This is a genomic window from Pseudoflavonifractor sp., from assembly GCF_050943825.1.
Classification (GTDB): Bacteria; Bacillota; Clostridia; order Oscillospirales; family Oscillospiraceae; genus Pseudoflavonifractor.
The window spans coordinates 78,912-95,610 of the sequence record NZ_JBMNPX010000011.1; the positions used below are offsets into that span (position 1 = coordinate 78,912).

Here is a 16,699-nt window from a genome sequence, read left to right on the forward strand (position 1 = left end):
GCACCTCACTTGATAATCCTCGGCTCCAGGGCGCTGCGGAGCACGTCTCCCAGCACGTTGAAGCTGAGCACCGTAATCAGAATCAAAAGCCCAGGGAACACGGCCAGCAGCGGGTTATAGAGAATCTGGCTCTGGGCGTTCTGGAGCATGGAGCCCCAGGAGGCATTGGGCAGGCGCACACCGAAGCCCAGGAAGCTGAGGGAGGACTCGGTGAGAATGGCCCGGGCGATGGACAGGCTGGCCGCCACGATGATGGAGGAGCTCATGTTGGGGATGATGTGGCGGAAGATGATGACAAAGTGGCTGGTACCCAGGTTTTTGGCCGCCAGCACAAAGTCCCGCTCCTTCAGGCTCATGGTCTCGGCCCGCACGATCCGGGCCACGCCCATCCAGGAGAAGATGGCGATGATGAAGATCATGGTGGGCAGGCCGGGCTTCACATAGGCGTTGATGATGATGATGAGCAGGAAGGTGGGCACCGACATGATGATGTCCAGAAAGCGCATGAGCAGTATGTCAACCGCGCCGCCCACATAGCCGCTGACCGTGCCCACCACGGTGCCCAGGGCCACCGACACCAGCATGGAGAAGAAGCCCACGGTCAGGGACACCCGGCCGCCGTACAGGGCGCGGGTGAAGTAGTCACGGCCCAGGTCGTCGGTGCCGAAGGGGTGGGCCAGGCTGGGCAGGGCCAGCTTGTTCATCAGGTCGTACTGGTCCGGGTCGTAGGGAGAGAGAAAGGCCAGCGCCGAGGCGGCGATGATGATGATCATCAGCACCAGGCAGACCATGGCCAGACGATTGGCCCGCAGAGCCGCCCACACCCGGCTCAGGGCGCTGCGGTCGTAGGACACCTCGGTCTGGACCGGGGGCTGGCTCACCCGCCGGAACCGTCCGGGGGCAATGGGGGAATTGAGGGTACGTTCCATCAGCCCTGCACCTCCTGAAAGCCGCTCCTGATGCGGGGGTCCGCCACATAGTAGAGCAGGTCGGCGATGAGATTTCCCACGACCAGAAGCAGGCAGGAGAGCATGGTGAAGCCCATGATCATGGGGTAGTTGAGACTGTTGATGGCCGACATGCCCAGGGTGCCCATGCCGGGCCAGCCGAACACCGACTCCACGATAAAGGAGCCGGTCACCAGGCTGGAAAAGCGCATGCCCGCCAGGGTGATCAGCGGCAGCAGGCAGTTTTTCAGCACATGGCTGAAGAGAATACCCCGCTGGGACACGCCCTTGGCCTTGGCGGTGAGCACATACTCCTCCTCCAGCTGGGAGATGGTGGCGGAGCGGATGTAGCGGGTGAAGGTGGCCACATTGCCCACGCTCAGCACCAGGCTGGGCATGATGAGGTGGCGGATCAGATCCAACAGACTGTCATCCCCGATGGTGTGGATGCCGCTGCTGGGCAGCACCTTCAGCAGCAGGGAGAACACAATGATGAGAATCAGGCCGAACCAGAAGGAAGGAATGGAGATGCCGATGTAGGAGAAGAAGCTGATGACCTGGTCGGGCCACTGGTTCTTCTTCAGACCCGCGATGAGGCCCAGGGGGATGGCGATGAGGAAGGACAGCACCAGGGAGGTGCCCATGAGCAGAATGGTGTTGGGCAGCACCTCCAAAATGCGGCCGGCCACAGGCTGGCCGCTGTTGGTGAGGGAGTTGCCCAGGTTGCCGTGGAGCACGTTGTTCAGCCAGCCCAGGTACTGGTCCACAATGGTGCCGTCCAGGCCCAGATTGGCCCGCAGGGTGTCCATCTCCTCCTGGGTCATGTCGGGACGGATGTACATGTTCAGGGGGTCACCCGGGGCGAAGTGGATGATGAGAAAGGAAAAGATGGACACCAGCAGCAGCACCGGAATCAGCTGAAGCAGCCGCTTGGCGATATGTTTTGCCATGGGAGCACTCCTCTCAGACAGGGTAGGGGGAAATGCACAGAACGGCCGTCCGGCGGACGGCCGTTCTGCTTCCGGCAGCCGGCTGGCCGGAATCAGTTGGTCATGTACAGATTGAGATAGTCCTCAAAGAGGGGCACCATGTCGATGGCATCCACGCCCTTCAGACGCTTGTCGGTAGCCACGACGAAGTTGGGGGAGGTGAGGGGGAACATGGTGTAGGCGTCCCGGATCTGCTCCTGGATCTCCTTGTAGATGGCGGCACGCTCCTCGGGGTCGGTGGTGGCGTCGCCCTCGTTCCACAGGGCGGCGATCTCATCGGTGGAGCAGAGGTTCTTGGACAGGAAGCCCTCCAGGCTGAACATGTACTCGTCGCCCTGGTTGTCGCCGTTGGTGGAGTAGCCGTTCAGGCCCAGCTCCCAGTCGCCGGCGTCGGTGTAGAAGAACACCTCAAAGAAGCCCTGGGTCTCATAGCCCTGGATCTCCACGTTCAGGTTCACGGCCTTGAGCTGCTGCTGGATCATCAGCGCGCAGTTCTCCATGTTCTCACGGCTGGAGTTGTACACCAGACGGAAGGTCTCGCCCTCCACGCCAGCCTCGGCGATGAGCTCCTTAGCCCGCTCCAGGTCCTGGCTGTAGCCCTCCACGTCGCTGTAATACAGGTTGGAGGGGCAGAACACGGTCTTGGCCGCGGGGGCCAGCTCAGTGGAGCCGTAGGCACCGGCGATGATCTCGTCCACATTCAGAGCCAGGCAGATGGCCTCACGGACCTTGGGGTCGCTGGTGAGGGGGCTGTTGGAGTTGAAGCCCATGTAGTTGATGCGGCCCTCAGTCAGGGTGTAGACCGAGTAGTTGGGGTCGTTGGAGTACTTCTCCAGCATGTCCTGGGTGGTCAGACGGATGACGGACAGCTCACCGTTCTGGAAGGCGATCTCCTCGGTGCTGGCGTTGGGGATGATCTTGAACACCACGGACTCCAGGCTGGCGGGACCACGGTAGTAGTCGTCAAACCGCTCCAGCACCAGGCTCTCGCCCTTGTTCCACTCCTTCACCTTGAAGGGGCCGGAACCCACGCCGCTGGTGGAGTTAATCTCAGCGCCAGCCAGCACAGGGGTGTCCTCATACACGTGCTTGGGCAGCAGCTTCAGGCTGCCCAGGGTGGCCTCGTAGGAGGCGGAGACGGAGGGCAGGGTGACGGTGAAGGTGTACTCGTCCACCGCCGCCACCTGGACCGGCTCGCCGTTGACCTTGGTGCCGCTGGAGGCGTTGTTGTCCGGGTTGGACTTCATCTCGAAGTACCACAGCACATCCTCGGTGGTGATGGGCTCGCCGTCGTGCCACTTCAGGTTCTCCCGGAGCTTGACGGTGATGGTCAGGCCATCCTCGCTGACCTCATGGCTCTCGGCCAGATAGTAGCGCACGCCGTCCTTGGAGACGATGTACAGGGGGTCGTACACCGGCTTGAGCATGGTCATGCCCTCGTCGCCGGTCTCATAGAGAATGTTCAGGCTGGAGATATCGGTGGGCTCGCACATGATGAGGGTACCGCCGTCCACCTTCTCACCGGTGGCGCTCTCCACGGGCGTGGAGGCAGAGGGGGAGGTCTCCGGCGTGCCGGAGGCGGAGGGGGAGCCGGAGGGGTCACCGGCAGTCTGGGCGCAGCCGGCCAGGGCGGTGCCCAGCAGGCCCAGGGTGAGGGTCAGGGTCAGGAGACGCTTTTTCCAGTTCATTGGTTTACTCTCTTCCTTCCTTGGTGTGGTCGTTTATTGGCAGTGTGTGCGCAGACGGCGCAGACACTCCTCCACATTGGTACGGGGACAGGCCAGATTGACCCGCATGAAGCCCTCTCCGCCCGGCCCGAAGCTGGCGCCGTCGTTGAAGGCCAGGCCGCACTCCTCCGCGAAGAAGCGCTTGAGGTCCTTGGGGTCCCGGCCCAGGCCGGAGCAGTCCACCCAGGCCATATAGGTGCCCTCCGGACGGCGCACCCGCAGTCTGGGCAGCTCGGCCGCCACGGTGCTGCAGAACAGCTCCATGTTGCCGTCCAGATAGGGGATCAGGGCGTCCAGCCAGTCCTCCGAGTCCCGGTAGGCGGCCACCACGGCGGCCTCTGCAAAGGAATTGGCCGAAAAGGCATGGTGCCGGGCCACAACCGCCCGGTACTTGTTCCGCAGTTCATCATTGGGGATGATGATGTTGGAGGCCTGGATGCCCGCCAGGTTGAAGGTCTTGCTGGGAGCGGTGCACAAAATGGTGCGCTGGGCGATTTCAGGGGAGACGGTGAGGAACATGGTGTGGGGCTGAAACACCAGGTCGTGGTGAATCTCGTCGGCAATGACGATGAGATTGTGCCGCAGGCAGAAGTCCGCCAGGGCCTCCAGCTCCTGCCGCGTCCATACCCGGCCCACCGGGTTGTGGGGAGAGCAGAGCATCAGGGCTTTGGTGCGGGGGGTGAGGCGGCGCTCCATGTCGTCAAAGTCGAAGGTGTAGAACAGGTTCTCCCCCTTCAGCGGGCACCGGACTGCCACACGACCCCAATCCTCCGCCGCGTGGAAGAAGGGCCCGTACACCGGGCTGGGGATGAGTACCTCGTCCCCAGGCTCGGTCACCGCCTGAACAGCGAAGTTCAGGGCCGTGACCACTCCGGCAGTAAAGACCACCCACTCCCGGGGCACAGAACAGCCGTGCCGGCGGGACATCCAGCCGGACACGGCCTCATAGTACGCGGCGGAGAGCATTCCATAGCCAAATACACGCTGGTCCACCCGCCGGTGAAGAGCCTCTTGAATAGCGGGAGCCACGGGGAAATCCATGTCCGCAATCCACATGGGGAGCAAATCCTTCCCGCCGAAAATGCGGTCGGCACCGTCCCACTTGAGGGCACCGGTACCACGGCGGGGTATCATCTCATCAAACTGAACATCCACTCTGCATGCCTCTTTTTCCTGCCGAATTCAAACTCCGACAGAGTGAAAAAACATTCGGCCGGAGTCGGGAAAATCTTCTGTCATAAAACGGTAGCACGAAAAAAACAGCTGTGTCAACGATTACCGGCCTATCATTAGAAGTTTCAAACTTATAAGCGGATTATTAAAATTTCCAATAAAAGAACCGCCATAAAGATAAATGAACTGAGCATTTTCCGCAAAAAAGAATCATACCGGCACCGGGAGAAGCATGTCGTACAGGTGAGAAACTTACAAAGAGCTGACTGGATTTTTACCCAAACAGGGCGGAAGAAAAAGGAAGAGTGGACTACAATAAAAACGGACTGGGACAGGCGTCCGGGCCGCGTGATTCCAGCTCCCACAGACAATGTGTTTGAGCATGAGGAGGACTGCACCATGCTTCCATGTCAAGACAGCTGTCCCGATTATCAGACCGGCTGCCATAAGCAGTGCCAGCGCTGGCGGGAATACCAACGGCGTCAGCAACTCCAACGGGCCCAGAAGACCACTTATTTGCGCTTCTACCGGGACTTGTGCGGTACCATTGCCCGGCAGCTGCGGGCGGATACCGCCCGATATCCCATGCGGTGAGGCAGAGTACAGATGTGTATTGATAGTTGATATAAAAATACAACGCTTTATACTCCGGCAGGAAAGTCCCGAGAGAGTGGAAACAAAAAGAAAGACATGCTATCCAGCGTGTCTTTCTTTTTGCATTTGGTTGCCGAAAAGATACAGAAGCCCAGCGCAAGCGAGTACGGTTTGGAGAGGAGGAATGGCAGAATAAGCGCGCTTGGATAAAAAAGTCTGAGTAAGCGTCATATCGCTTACTCAGATATTGTGGAGGCGAGGGGGGTCAAACCCTTATAGGCCTATTCCTGTATTGTTTTTCCTTGCCTCCACAATCCATTGCAGTGCAAAGGATAGCCTGTTTTTATGTTTCTGTTCTCCCTGGATTTACTGCTCTGAAACAGCCTGTTTTCAAGATTAATATCTACCACAGGGTCGAGCGGGAAGATACCTATTCAGGAGATAATATGCTCTATATTCATGGTAGCAGCAAAGGTACTTCATGTGGACTTGTTGCAGTTCAGTCAGTGATATGCATGAGCTCTCCGTTGGATAGATACGTGCATCCTACAGAGGATGATGTACAGCTCCGTATTTGTTTGGGACATTGGAAAAGTGAATTGCAGTAATATAACCGGTAATACGCAATGATTTCAAATCTTTATGAACACTACTAGCAGTATGTCATATTAAATTTTGCTTTTTTACAGTCTAAAAAATTTTTCTTCTCAGTTCACTACAATACTGAAACAATATTCATGGCCCGGAAATGTAAGAGAGCTCCGCAATGTGGTGACACGTGCGTTTTATTCCAGCGAGGGCTTAGTTATTACAGAAAAAGAACTTCCGCAGTACATAATTGAAGAAGTTTCGATCCCGATGGAATCTAAGAATCAAGGGCCTTTCTCCCCAAAAGTATTTACTGGCATAAGTGAATTTGAGAGGCAACAGATACTAAATGTACTTGACGAATGTGGTGGAAACGTTATTCTAGCCGGTAAAATGCTTGGCATGAGCAAATCCACTATCTACCGTAGGATCAAGGAGTACCATATTCAGTTGTGTGAAAGAAAAATAGAATAAGCCTGATAAATTAAAGCAAGATGGGCTCCACGTCCCAGATCAACCCCACTGTCTATGAGGAGCACTTTACCCGCTGCCTGGATCAGGGGCTGGAATAGATAAAAAATGACATGGTTTGTAGGCCTCTGGAAGAATGAAATCGCAACACACGATTCTGAAAGAAGTCAGCAAGCCGTGTCACTCTTTATCGGCTTTTTTTAATTTGTGAAACTTATTCTATATTATCGTCTCGCTTGTTCCATACACTGGATTTATCAGGGAAACAGATAACTCAAAATTACCGCGACAAAAAGCACCACAGCCAGAGCACACAAAATTAGCGCCATATGCCTGGGCTGCGGACTTGAATCTGCTTCATCCCGGTAGTGTTGCCTTTCCACAGTCGATATATGAGACTGCGTTGCCGTTCTTTGAGTGCCCTGCCCCTTTTTCACAGGATGGGGCCTTACGGCTCTGTAATAGCATGCCAGCGGATCTTTTTGGGTGAGAATGCGCTGATGAAATCCTTCTATCCACTGGACATCGCTGTCAGTACACATATTCTCCTCATCTATGTTGTTTTCATGAACAATTTGATTCCGGAGATATCGGTAGTGCTTCAGATGTCCGTAATCCTGTATCCAGCCGGGCACATAGTATGATCCACTGGAGCATCTCTGCATATCCTCGATATAACCGGTGACGCCTTTCCCGTTCATGTCCCGACACAGATTATCAAGACGCTTATACGCATGCAGGAAGCCCATCATTCCCCTCCGTTCCGCGCTAGGCGGCTGCGTTTGTATTAATGCTCTCAATTACGCTTCGTACTTGGCATAGGCGCTGTCCTTGTCGGCATGGAGGTTCTTGATGAAAGGGAACACCCACTCCTGCATGACGGAATACATCTGCCCGGCAGGGAAGCCGTGGAACACCGACCACTTGAGCTGATTGCCCGAAATGGTCCGCTCTCCCACCTGCACCTCCCCGGCAAAGATGCTCTTGTGGGCCAGACCCAGCATGGCGCTCTCCTTGGCACGCTGGTTGTCGGACGCGTCCAGGTCGTGGTTGAACATGAGATAGGTCATCTGCTCCACCACATCCAGAGGATTGGTAATGCCGCCCGTCCAGAAGGTCTCCCAAAGACGGTCAATTTTATTTTTCAGTTCGCCAGTAATCATATTCTGCTGCTCCTTATCCACCCTCCGGAATCCGGTGGCATTCCCGCCGCCCCGGAGCTCCTTGTACCGTAATAATATTATTATACTTTACATTCCGGCACGAAGCAACAAACTCCCCAATTTGCAGACTTTTGCATCTGCCAATTCCGCGGTTTGTTTCCGCAATACATATAATCTCTCAGCTCTGTCCCGCTGTGTGCCCTTGATCATACTTCAGGAGCGCGATACAATAAAAAATCATTATGGCCCACCAGGACACCGGGTGAGATGCCAGGGCGGGAAAAAGGCAGTTTCTCCGCTCATTTCTGTTCTGACTGGCCGGAGCGGCAGAATCATGGTATACTTAAAAAATCGGCTGATTCACGACATCGAGTACGAGAAAAGGGGAGATTTCCGTGACAAGAGTAGCCATTGTGGAGGACGACCGTGACTGTGCCGGGCGGCTGGAGGAGTGCGCCCGGCGGTATTTTGAGGAAAACGGGCTGGACGCGGAGATTGTGGTGTTCCCCGACGGCATGGACATCGCCGAGGACTATCGGCCGGTATGGGACATCATCCTTATGGACATTGAGATGCCCCATCTGGACGGCATGAGCGCTGCCCGGCGTATCCGCACAATGGACCCGGCGGCGGTGATTATCTTCATCACCAACATGGCCCGTTACGCCATCAAGGGCTACGAGGTGGACGCTCTGGACTTTGTCCTCAAACCGGTGACCTACGGCCAGCTGGCCCTGAAGCTGAAAAAAGCCATGACCATTGTGGCCAGCCGGGAACGGCGGTATCTAATGCTGCCTGTGGACGAGGGGGAAAAACGGGTGTCCACCGACGAGATTCTCTTCATCGAGGTGGTCAACCACCGGCTCCACATCCACACTACGGGAGAAGAGTTTGTGCTGCCCGGCTCGCTCCAGGAGATGGAGGCCAAGCTGGCCGGGCTGTCCTTTGTCCGGTGCAGCCACAGCTACATGGTCAACCTGAAAAATGTCACCGGAGTGGGGAAGGAGACCGTCCAGGTCCACAGACACACCCTGCCGGTGAGCCGCCCCAGACGCAAGGAGTTCCTCCAGCGGCTAAGCGGCTACCTGGGAGGTGGTCTGCGGTGAAGGCGCTCCTGGCCCAGATGCTGCTGGCCGCCGACCTGCCCCTGGAGCTGCTGTCGGCGGCGGTGCTCTTCTGCCTGCCCCTTCGGCGGCGCAAGTGGTTTCCACTCCGGGCAGCAGCCGGAATTGTGCTGTCTCTGCTGTGCTTCTGGCCGCTGATGTCCTTTATGAGCAGACTCTCCCCCGGCCTGCAGGAGACAACCCTGCCCCTTGTGCTGGTCTACTCCTTCCTCTCCTTTGGCCTGGCGGTGGCCTTTGCCGTTTTCTGCTGCGACATTACGCCCTGGGAGGCGGTGTACTGCGCCACCTGCGCCTACCTGACCCAGCACTTTACCTACTGCCTCTACCGTATCTTCCACCTGGAGTGGGAGATCACCCAACCCAGAGGGAACAGCCTGCTGGCGGTACTGCTGTACGCGGCAGTCTACGCCGGGGCCTATTTCCTCTTTGCCCGGCAGCTCTCCCGGGATGGGCGCTACAATATCAGGGTCCCCCACTCCCTGGGCACCATGGTCAGCGCCCTGTCCATCGCCCTGGTGCTCTCAGCCGTGGCTCAGCAGTTGGCTCAGGCAGGCGGCCCTCTGTACCCGGTGTGCTTGCTCTACGCCATGTTCTGCTGCTTCTACGTGCTGTGGGGCCAGGTGGGACAGCAGAAGCGGCTCAACCTCCAGCACGAGCTGGATGTGCAGCAGCAGCTCTGGCACAAGAGCCGGGAGCAGTATCAGCTTTCAGCGGAGAATGTGGACCTCATCAACCGCAAGTGCCACGACCTCAAGCACCAGATTGCAGCCCTACGGTGCATTTCCGACCGGGCTCAGCGCGAGGAGAGCATCCAGGCCCTGGAGCAGTCGGTGATGATCTACGACAGCGTGGTCAAGACGGGGAACGATATTCTGGACACCGTCCTCACTGAGAAGAGCCTGCTGTGCGAGAGCCGGGGCATCACCCTCACCTGTGTGGCCGACGGGGACTGCCTGGGCTTTATGGACGGGGTGGACATCTACACCATCTTTGGCAACGCCTTGGACAACGCCATTGAGAGCGTCACACCCCTGGACGACCCGGAGCAGCGGACCATTGCCGTGTCGGTGTTCTCCCGGGCCGGTCTGGTGCTCTTTCAGATGGAGAACTACTACCAGGGTGCCCTGAATTTCGACGGGGACCTGCCCGTCACCCGCAAGGCGGACAAGGGCTACCACGGCTTCGGCCTGAAGAGCATCCGGGCCACCGCGGAGAAGTACGGCGGCTTCCTCACCATCCAGGCCGAGGACGGCATTTTTCTCCTGCGGGTGACCATCCCGCGAAACGATTCCTGACAGAGGGGACCGGAGTAACTCCGGTCCCCTTTGTGCGTACTCATGCGAGTTACGCCGAAAAAAGCGCAAAGTGGGTATGGCGGACGGGGGGGTGCGGGGAACGGTGTTATACTCCTGCCAAAGCCTGTGCACGGGCACAGAGAACAAGGAGGAGTATCCATGGAAAAGAAAACGTCTGCCCCTGTCCGGCGCCCCCGGAAGGCGGCCATGGCGGTGATGTGCGTGGTGACCGCCCTGCTGCTGGTCGTCAACGCCGCCGCTGCCGTGCTCATTCCCCCCAATGTGACCATGATCAACAATTTCTTCAACAAAGGCCCCTCCGAGGCCGAGACCGCCGAGGCCGGTGAGGCCTCCGCCGCCATGACACAGGAGGTGGCCTCTGAGGGCATCATCCTGCTGGACAACAAAAACAGCGCCCTGCCCCTGGCCCAGGGCAGCAAGGTCAACCTCTTCGGCTACGGCTCCCGGGACACCGTGTACGGCGGTTCCGGCTCCGGTTCCGGCGACGAGAGCAACAACGTGACCATGGCCCAGGGCCTTACAAACGCTGGCTTTGAGGTTAACCAGGAGCTGGTGGACTTCTACGACGCCCACTTCGTGGAGCGCACCGGCGTGGGCTACACCGGCAACAACTTCGACATCAACGAGCCCCCGGTCAGCGAGTACTCCCAGGAGCTGCTGGACAACGCCAAGGCCTTCTCCGACGTGGCTCTGGTGGTCATCTCCCGTCTGGGCGGCGAGGGCGCCGACCTGCCTCTGGATATGACCCCCAGTGAGAGCGAGGTGGGCTCCTCCGGCGCCGCCACCTCCGTGGGCGTCCAGGGCGGCGACCCCGGCAAGCACTATCTGGAGCTCCAGCAGGTTGAGATTGATATGCTCAACATGGTCAAGGAGAACTTCGGCACCGTGGTGGTGCTCATCAACTCCGCCAACACCATGGAGCTGGGCTTCCTGGAGGAGGACGACGTGGACGCCGCCCTGTGGCTGGGCTGTCTGGGCTCTACCGGCTGCAACGCCCTGGGCCAGGTGCTCTCCGGTGGGGTGAACCCCTCCGGCCGCACCACCAGCACCTTTGCCTACGCTGTGGAGAGCGCCCCCAGCTACTACAGTTTCGGCGACTACGACTACACCAACGTGACCTACACCAACACCTCTCCCATCTCCGCCAACACCGAGCCCGACGCCTACCACTATGTGGACTACGTGGAGGGCATCTACGTGGGCTACCGGTACTATGAGACCGCTGCCGCCGACGGCTTCATCAACTACGACGAGACTGTCCAGTACCCCTTCGGCTACGGTCTGAGCTACACCACCTTTACCCAGGAGATTGCCGACTTCCGTGATGATGGCACCACCATTGCCATGGATGTGACCGTCACCAACACCGGCGATGCGGCGGGCAAGGACGTGGTCCAGGTTTACTACACCGCCCCCTACACCCCCGGCGGCATCGAGAAGAGCCACGTGGTCCTGGTCGGCTTCGGCAAGACCGGCACCCTCCAGCCCGGTGAGAGTGAAACCATCACCATCTCCTTCACCTACGAGGACATGGCCTCCTACGACTACACCGGCGTCAAGGCCCAGGGCGGCGCCTACGTCCTGGAACAGGGCGAGTACGAGATCAAGCTGATGAATAACTCCCATGACGTCATCGACAGCCGCACCGTCACCGTGGCCCAGGACGTCATCTACAACGACGCCAATGACGGCCCCCGCTCCACCGACGGCACTGCCGCCGTCAACCTGTTTGACGACGTGACCTGGGGCGAGGACGTGACCTATGTCTCCCGTGCCGACTGGGCAGGCACCATGCCCACCCAGCGTGCGCCCCAGAGCCGTGAGGCCTCCGCTGAGATTGTCTCCGCCCTCACCGACACCTCCGTGCCCTCCGACCCGGACGCCACCGACATCACCTTCGCCGACAACGGCCTCACCCTCTCCGACATGAAGGGCCTGGCCTATGACGACCCCCAGTGGGACAAGCTGCTGGAGCAGGTCACCGTGGAGGAGATGGCAAATCTCATCGCCAACGGCGGCTGGTGCACCCAGGCGGTGCCCTCCGTGGACAAGGAAAACTACACCGAGACCGACGGCCCCAACGGCATCAACAACATCATGGCCGGCGTCACCGGTACCCAGTACACCGGCCAGTCCGTGCTGGGCTGCACCTGGAACCAGGAGCTGGCAGGCCGCATGGGCGTCACCTTCGCCCAGGAGGCCATCGCCTACAACATCTCCGGCCTCTACGCCCCCGGCCTGAACATCTTCCGCTCCCACTTCTCCGGCCGCAACTATGAGTACTTCTCCGAAGACGGCCTCCACACCGGCAAGATGGCCGCCGCCGAAATCCAGGGCATCCAGTCCCAGGGCGTGTACTGCTACTCCAAGCACTTCGCCGTCAACGACCAGGAGACCAACCGTGACCAGGGCGGCCTGTGCACCTGGCTCAACGAGCAGGCCATGCGTGAGGTGTACCTGAGAGGCTTTGAGCTGGCCGTCAAGGAGGGCCACACCCAGGGCATGATGGCCGCCTTCAACCGGCTGGGCACCACCAACTGTGCCGAGAACAGCAATCTGCTCACCCAGGTGCTCCGCAATGAGTGGGGCTTCCAGGGTACTGTCATCACCGACTGCATCATGCAGCTGAGTTATATCGACGCCGACCGGTGTGTCCGGGCCGGCTGCGACCTCCAGCTCTCCCTGATGGGCCTGAACAGCCTGGGTGAGGAGACCACCGGCACCACCGACGGCCGTCAGGCCATGCGCAGTGCCACCCACAACATCCTCTACATGACCGCAAACAGCGATGCGGCCCAGATCTGCCAGCCCTATGTGCCCTACTGGCTGTACATTACCGCCGGTGTGGTGGACGTGGTGCTGCTGGGCCTGTGCGTGGCCTACTTCATCCGCCGTCACCAGAAGATGAAGGCCTGGAAGGCCGCCAATCAGTAAAAGCCAGACTTGACCGCGCATAGAAGCAATAAACATATTGCCGCCGGGTCCCAAACAGCTGGGATCCGGCGGCATTTCATTAATGACCTGAGAAAGTGCGATATCTATGATGTGAATAGAGACGCGCTTTGAAATGAATAAGAGTTGGTGGATAAAGACACATGCCTGACCATGCGGGAAGAATCAGCGCTATGATGCTCTGGAAAAAAAGAAAACCTCCGTACATGGGGCTGTGAGCAGAAATTATCTACCACAACATCTATCAATTCATATGTTTGGAACTTTTATGACGGAAAAAAGAAAAACAGGCGTGAAATCCATGGATTTCACGCCTGTTTTTGGAACATCGAAACACTATAGATGCTAAGCAAATCCGGATATCACGATGGTACACATCTACAAAAGATTGTTGCGTTTAAATATATGTTGATCTTGAACCTATGTGCAATAAAAGCGACGAAGAGTGAGGATTTTAGGTATCAGGTAAATCAAGCGTAATTACGCGGTGTGGTTTAGGCCCGGTTTTAATTGCGTCAATTACATCTCCGTCACAATATGCCGCATATTTGATGAGCAGACTATTGTATGAGTTTGGTTCGACATCTTTTAGAAACGCTAAATTTCCTAAAATAGTGTCTGAATCTCCCCGACCATGCATAATGCGCTCATATACCATTTTCTTTATGGCTAATCGCTTTTCCAGACCGACCGAAACTTTTCCGGTTTCTGTTAATATCAGGCCAGTAATCTCTCTCCGGCATTTTTTTGAACAGAACCATGATTTATACGCATTAGAAGAAAAACCTATCTCGTGTAATTTTTCATCAACTTCACTCTTCAAAGAAGAAGGCAGATATTCTTGCGCAGATATGTAAATGTCATCCGCGTATCTTGAATACTTCCAATTACGAAGATTGCAATAATTGGTAAAATGTTCATCAAATGCATACATCACGATATTACATATGATAGGAGAACTTACTGTGCCAATACATAAATGATTGCACCGGAAACAAATACTTGACACCACATCGAGTATGTCGTCATCCCATAGATTTGCTGCTTCGATTATGCCGCGGTTTGCAGCAAGCTCAGCGATCAGGTGTTCTGAGGTTATGCTGGGAAAGAAATCTTTTATGTCAGTATGAAAAATAAAGTAAGACTCTTTATGAAATGTGGCGTGTTTTTTGATGCTGTTTCCTTTGCTGTAAGCGAAAGCTGCTTTAGAAATTGGCAGCAGAGAAAGTATATTAGTCTTGACCCAATACTGCAGTGTTTTTAATTCAGGACTTGCCTGAGATATTTTTCTCCGTCCGCCGTTCCTTTTGGGAATATAATAATCTTTATAATAGCAATTGCTACGACGAATAATGGAACGAATGTAATCGTCTTTTAATTGTAGATCTGAAGAAATTCGAGTAATCAATGAACTCATACTTTCTCACCATAACGATATTTTCTGCATAGAATCCTATTACGCTCACGATCCATAGCATTTCCTGAATATCTCAGCATGAAATTTTGCGTTTTTGAATAATTCAGCAAAGATAGGTATCCTTCATCTATACGAACTATCTGTGCAACTTCAAGCATTTTCCATATATAAGTCACTTGTATCTCGCGTGAAAAAGCTTCACCATTACGCTTAATAAATGTAAATGTGTCAATATCCTTGATGTCCTTATAAAGTTGAATTAAGTCAGCACTCAATATTGGTTGTGCCAATCTGATAATCTCAAGTACTTCAGGAATAAATGAACTAATGAATACATTAGTATCTTTATTGATTATTCGTTTATTAATAGATGAAATTTTTGTTTTCATTCTGCTTGTTAAGTCAAGCACAACCGATCTTAGTTCTTCACTTGCCAATAGCGCCCCGTCTTTTATTTCGGCATATACAACTTTTGAACCGTTATCTGAGGCTTTTAAAACGGGACCTGTTGAGATAAAAGATCGGCTATTGCGATATGCCTCATCCAATACAACAATCATTTTGTCACTAAAAAGTGAATCTGCGTAAGCAAATGCTCCAAGTTCACAAAATGATCCGGGGCTTTCCACAAAAAGAATAATTGCGTCACTAACTTCAGCAAGGAACTCTTCAAATGTCAAGAGATCGATTTTACTATCAAATCCATCTTCCCACAATTGTTCTGATAATACAACATTTATATCCGGCAACAATTTTTCCATATATCGGTGAATTATTCCACGGTTGGTATTCCAATAAGAGTCCTCAAAATCTGCAGTGGTTAAACGCTTCTTGGTCGGTGGCGAACCCGTATCGACAATTGCTGCTGACACTGGTATCTCCAGAAGTACTCTTTATGCTTGGATCAAGTCCGCACGGATTGAGCCGGATATGTTAGATTTTACTCTCAAAAATTTTCGGATGCTGGAAGCAAAGGCCAAGCGCTTGGAAGGAATCATAGAGATCTTGCAAATTGTGAACTGTACTGCCAACGCACCTCTCAATGAAAGACTTCAAGCGTTAGAAGATCTCCATGGCCAATACAATGTGCACATGCTCTGTGACGCACTGAAAGTTCCCCGCGGAACTTTCTACAATTATATCTTCCGGAACAAGCGGGACAATACTTGGTATACAAAGCGAAGAGAGGAACTTCGAATCAGAATTCAACAAATCTATGATGAAAGTAAGCAAATCTTTGGAGCAGGAAAGATTACCGCAGTTATGAAAGAGGAAGGTTATAAAGTAAGTCAGGAAATGGTCCGGGAACTCATGCGGGATATGGGCCTGCTAAGCATTCGACAGGATGCTAAAAAGGTCTATGCCAAAGAGCGTCGCAGTTTGAAAAATCATTTAAACCAGCAATTTGAGGTAACGCGGCCAAACGAAGTATGGGTCAGTGATGTTACATATTTTCTTTGCAAAGATATCAAGTACTACATTTGTGCCATTATCGATTTGTATGCCAGGCGAATTGTAGGCTATCGAGTTGGAAAGCGTAACAGCACACAACTTGTGAAAAGTACATTCAAGCAAGCATACGAATCCCGCAAGCTTGCAGGACAACTGCTATTCCATACAGACCGGGGCAGCAATTATCGCTCTTATGCCATGTGCTCGTATCTTAAGGAGTTGGGCGTAATACAATCATTTTCCAAGGCGGGAGTTCCCTATGATAATTCCGTAATGGAGTCCTTTTTCTCCTCGTTGAAACGAGAAGAACTGTACCGAACAAAATACCGCTCTGAAGCAGAATTCAGAGCGGCAGTAGATGCGTATATGGTGTTTTATAACGAGCGCAGACCTCACGCTAAAAACGGTTACAAGACACCAATGAAACTGGAATCTATCTATTTTGGCGAGTAAAAGGAGCCAGAGACCATGTCCTGAACAAAGGGGTTCAGATTGGTTGTTTTCGCTGTTTTACGGCCTAAAATTGAACGATTTATCAGGAATGTCCCAAAAGGAGATTGCTCCTCGAAGCCCTGAATCCCTTGTAAATCAAGGGAAACAAGAAAAACACCATTGATGTCCGAACCTTGGGGGGTTCAGATGTCAATGGTGTTTTCACGTGGTGGACCTGGGCAGAGCTTAAACGAACAGCGCCCGTTTCGATATTTTCTACATTGTCGATAACCGATGGATCCAGCGGGATCTCAACCGTGTTTTTACTTCCTGCGTAGTTGAATACGACCTTCA

At 54.7% G+C, this 16,699-nt stretch carries 15 protein-coding genes; 6 read left to right on the forward strand and 9 right to left on the reverse strand.

Going from position 1 to position 16,699, the window contains the following annotated elements; all coding sequences use genetic code 11:
* Positions 1-5 precede the first annotated feature (5 nt).
* The 4 genes from ACOX7T_RS10225 to ACOX7T_RS10240 all read right to left on the reverse strand — a co-directional run bounded on the left by ACOX7T_RS10225 (position 6) and on the right by ACOX7T_RS10240 (position 4,818).
* Complete coding sequence (locus ACOX7T_RS10225) at positions 6-929, reverse strand: ABC transporter permease (protein WP_433442411.1); 924 nt, start codon at positions 927-929, stop codon at positions 6-8.
* Positions 929-1,897: an ABC transporter permease gene (locus tag ACOX7T_RS10230; protein ID WP_433442413.1), complete on the reverse strand. Its 969-nt coding sequence runs from the start codon at positions 1,895-1,897 to the stop codon at positions 929-931. Before ACOX7T_RS10230 ends, ACOX7T_RS10225 begins: the two co-directional genes overlap by 1 nt.
* A 92-nt stretch (positions 1,898-1,989) precedes the next feature.
* On the reverse strand, positions 1,990-3,624 hold the full coding sequence (locus ACOX7T_RS10235; RefSeq protein WP_433442415.1) for an ABC transporter substrate-binding protein: 1,635 nt from the start codon (positions 3,622-3,624) through the stop codon (positions 1,990-1,992).
* A 33-nt stretch (positions 3,625-3,657) separates the two neighbouring features.
* Positions 3,658-4,818 (reverse strand): MalY/PatB family protein, encoded by a 1,161-nt coding sequence (locus tag ACOX7T_RS10240; RefSeq protein WP_433442417.1) that lies wholly within the window; start codon positions 4,816-4,818, stop codon positions 3,658-3,660.
* A 417-nt stretch (positions 4,819-5,235) separates the two neighbouring features.
* Between ACOX7T_RS10240 and ACOX7T_RS10245 the strand changes: the two genes are divergently transcribed.
* Both ACOX7T_RS10245 and ACOX7T_RS10250 read left to right on the forward strand, forming a co-directional pair.
* Positions 5,236-5,430, forward strand: coding sequence for a hypothetical protein (locus tag ACOX7T_RS10245; protein ID WP_433442419.1), 195 nt, complete (start codon positions 5,236-5,238; stop codon positions 5,428-5,430).
* 768 nt (positions 5,431-6,198) lie between these two features.
* Positions 6,199-6,492 carry a helix-turn-helix domain-containing protein gene (locus tag ACOX7T_RS10250; protein WP_433442421.1) on the forward strand — a complete coding sequence of 98 codons (294 nt, stop codon included), beginning with the start codon at positions 6,199-6,201 and terminating at the stop codon, positions 6,490-6,492.
* Between the two features lie 254 nt (positions 6,493-6,746).
* On the opposite strand, the gene ACOX7T_RS10255 is transcribed toward ACOX7T_RS10250, so the two are convergent.
* Entirely contained in the window at positions 6,747-7,241 is a 495-nt protein-coding gene (locus tag ACOX7T_RS10255; protein WP_433442423.1) for a DUF6548 family protein, read from the reverse strand.
* Positions 7,242-7,289: 48 nt separating this feature from the next.
* Positions 7,290-7,652 carry a type I restriction-modification system subunit M N-terminal domain-containing protein gene (locus ACOX7T_RS10260; RefSeq protein ID WP_433442425.1) on the reverse strand — a complete coding sequence of 121 codons (363 nt, stop codon included), beginning with the start codon at positions 7,650-7,652 and terminating at the stop codon, positions 7,290-7,292.
* A 395-nt stretch (positions 7,653-8,047) separates the two neighbouring features.
* Here ACOX7T_RS10260 and ACOX7T_RS10265 point away from each other — a divergent pair, with 395 nt between their 5' ends.
* The 3 genes from ACOX7T_RS10265 (at position 8,048) to ACOX7T_RS10275 (ending at position 13,026) form a co-directional block, all read left to right on the forward strand.
* A complete protein-coding gene (locus tag ACOX7T_RS10265) occupies positions 8,048-8,758 on the forward strand; it encodes a LytR/AlgR family response regulator transcription factor (RefSeq protein WP_433442427.1) in 711 nt (236 codons plus the stop codon).
* Positions 8,755-10,071, forward strand: a complete 1,317-nt coding sequence (locus tag ACOX7T_RS10270) for a GHKL domain-containing protein (RefSeq protein ID WP_433442429.1) — start codon at positions 8,755-8,757, stop codon at positions 10,069-10,071. Before ACOX7T_RS10265 ends, ACOX7T_RS10270 begins: the two co-directional genes overlap by 4 nt.
* 159 nt (positions 10,072-10,230) lie before the next feature.
* Positions 10,231-13,026 (forward strand): glycoside hydrolase family 3 N-terminal domain-containing protein, encoded by a 2,796-nt coding sequence (locus tag ACOX7T_RS10275; protein WP_433442431.1) that lies wholly within the window; start codon positions 10,231-10,233, stop codon positions 13,024-13,026.
* Positions 13,027-13,498: 472 nt separating this feature from the next.
* On the opposite strand, the gene ACOX7T_RS10280 is transcribed toward ACOX7T_RS10275, so the two are convergent.
* Entirely contained in the window at positions 13,499-14,461 is a 963-nt protein-coding gene (locus tag ACOX7T_RS10280) for a retron St85 family RNA-directed DNA polymerase (protein WP_433442433.1), read from the reverse strand.
* Positions 14,458-15,333 carry a retron St85 family effector protein gene (locus ACOX7T_RS10285; protein WP_433442435.1) on the reverse strand — a complete coding sequence of 292 codons (876 nt, stop codon included), beginning with the start codon at positions 15,331-15,333 and terminating at the stop codon, positions 14,458-14,460. Before ACOX7T_RS10285 ends, ACOX7T_RS10280 begins: the two co-directional genes overlap by 4 nt.
* On the opposite strand from ACOX7T_RS10285, the gene ACOX7T_RS10290 reads away from it, so the two are divergent.
* The gene (locus ACOX7T_RS10290; RefSeq protein ID WP_433442437.1) at positions 15,278-16,366 is read left to right on the forward strand and encodes an IS3 family transposase; all 1,089 of its coding nucleotides are present in this window, start codon (positions 15,278-15,280) and stop codon (positions 16,364-16,366) included. The two genes, ACOX7T_RS10285 and ACOX7T_RS10290, sit on opposite strands and share 56 nt — an antisense overlap.
* Positions 16,367-16,448: 82 nt before the next feature.
* Here ACOX7T_RS10290 and ACOX7T_RS10295 read toward each other — a convergent pair.
* The coding region (locus ACOX7T_RS10295) for a hypothetical protein (RefSeq protein ID WP_433442439.1) at positions 16,449-16,699 on the reverse strand (251 nt) is incomplete at its 5' end.